This is a genomic window from Bartonella japonica (assembly GCF_040545385.1).
Classification (GTDB): Bacteria; Pseudomonadota; Alphaproteobacteria; order Rhizobiales; family Rhizobiaceae; genus Bartonella; species Bartonella japonica.
The window spans coordinates 1-1,899 of the sequence record NZ_JBEPLT010000050.1; the positions used below are offsets into that span (position 1 = coordinate 1).

Below are 1,899 nucleotides of genomic sequence, written 5' to 3' on the forward strand. Positions count from 1 at the left end.
GCATGGTCATAAACATGGGCATCCGCAAGAACGCGGCTACCCCCACTCACATGAGCATTGCCATAAACATAGCCATAAACATACGCATTGCCATAAACAAAAGCATGGTCATAAATCTTTGCATATTGAGAGATAAAAGCCCTGCCATAGACCTCAGCATTATTATAAACTTGACCGCAACCTGAGAATAATGACGTATTTTTGCATTGTCATAAACGCGGGCATGACCGTAGACACAGGCATTATCATAAACCCAGCAATTACCCTCATGGGATAGATTGACTTCCTTTTCGATAAACCCACCAAAATCACCCGCCTTGACATCATCAAAATCTATTAAAGCCCGAATGCGATAAAGGTTTATAATATTGCGAGTAAGAGCATGTTTAATTTTTTTGCTTTCATTTGTTATAATGTATTTTTGAGACATAGAGATACCCTCACATAATAGATATGTGTTAAACGATTGGAAAATTTGATTGGAAAGAAGGCGCCCCCCGCGCCCAAGTGTCATTTACGCTGCTTTATTTACGCCTGATCAACACCACAGACATCTTCAGAAAATTTCTTATTTTCTTTAAGCACCGCATTGCCATAAATCGTTGTAAATTGGCAAATTTGTGCCTTGCCACTCACATGAGCATTATCGTGAATTTTTGCACAGGGACCAACGCGCGCCGAGCCAGAAACCTTGGCATTGTCATAAATATTGCTCCCATCATAAACTATAGCTTTATCAAAAACATGAGCATTGCCATAAGCTTTTGACCACGCAGCAAGGCGTGATTTCCCATAGACATGGGCATCATTAAAGACTAGCCCACTCACAAGAGCATTTTCATAAACACGGGCATTATCGTAAATAAGAGCTCCCTCAGTAATAACGGCGTTATCACTCACAACGGCATTGCCAAAAACGTAGCCCCCAATTTTTGCATTGCCATTAATGATTGCATTGTCATAAACATGTGCTTTATCACTCAAAACCCATGCCTTATCACTAATCACGGCATTACCGTAAACCCTAGCATAATTCATCACACAGGCATTATTGCGTATTTTTGCATTTTCGGAAACGCTAGCTTGGATAACCATAGCATCATCATACACCCAGCAATTGCCATCATGAGAGAGGTTATCTTCCTTTTCAATAAAGCCGCCTAAATCACCCGCCTTGACATCAGAAAAGTCTTTTAAAGCTTTAATGCGATAAAGAGTTTGATTATTAAATACACGTGTCTCATTTGTGAGTGCAAACTTTTTTTGCATAGCACAATTCCTTATATAAAAGATTAAATTTTTGAATGAGATGTTTTAAAGAGGGGCGCCCCCGCCGCGCCTAGTGTTAATTACACAGCCTCATCATAATACTCATGACGATAATAATCATCGTCACTACCAAATCTTGGAATTGCCTCATCATGAATTTGATCCTCTTCTGTTAAAGAGGCGGCGCTATGAACACAAGAAGAGCCAGATACATAAGAACCACAAACCACGGCATCATCAACGACATAGGAATCATCACAAATATAAGCACCATCACTTATTTTAGCATTGCCACCGACATGAGCATTATCACAAATAACAGACATATCAGAAATATGAGCATGTCCACTTACACGGGCGTTATCATAAATTTTAACATTCCCTTCGATGATAACGGCATTTTTAACATGGGCATTGCCATAAACCTCACAATAATCATTTATTGCCATGCCTTGAAAAATAGCATTGCCATAAATACGTGCATCGCCATAAACGTCAACAAAAAAGCCTTTGACTTTAGCATTGTCATAAACCTTTGCATTTTCAAAAACACGCGCTTTGTCATACACCCAGCAATTTCCTTTGTGAGATAAGTTGCTTTCCTTTTCAATAAAGCCGCCTAGATCGCCA

At 39.5% G+C, this 1,899-nt stretch carries 2 protein-coding genes and 1 pseudogene; all 3 read right to left on the reverse strand.

Annotated features, from left to right (window positions below; translation table 11 throughout):
• Window positions 1-430 (reverse strand): annotated as a pseudogene (locus ABID39_RS07805) (LbetaH domain-containing protein); the annotation flags it as partial.
• 98 nt (window positions 431-528) lie between these two features.
• Complete coding sequence (locus tag ABID39_RS07810) at window positions 529-1,269, reverse strand: hypothetical protein (RefSeq protein WP_354187592.1); 741 nt, start codon at window positions 1,267-1,269, stop codon at window positions 529-531.
• Between the two features lie 80 nt (window positions 1,270-1,349).
• Window positions 1,350-1,899, reverse strand: a 550-nt coding sequence (locus ABID39_RS07815) for an LbetaH domain-containing protein (RefSeq protein WP_354187594.1), incomplete at its 5' end; no start/stop codon positions are given.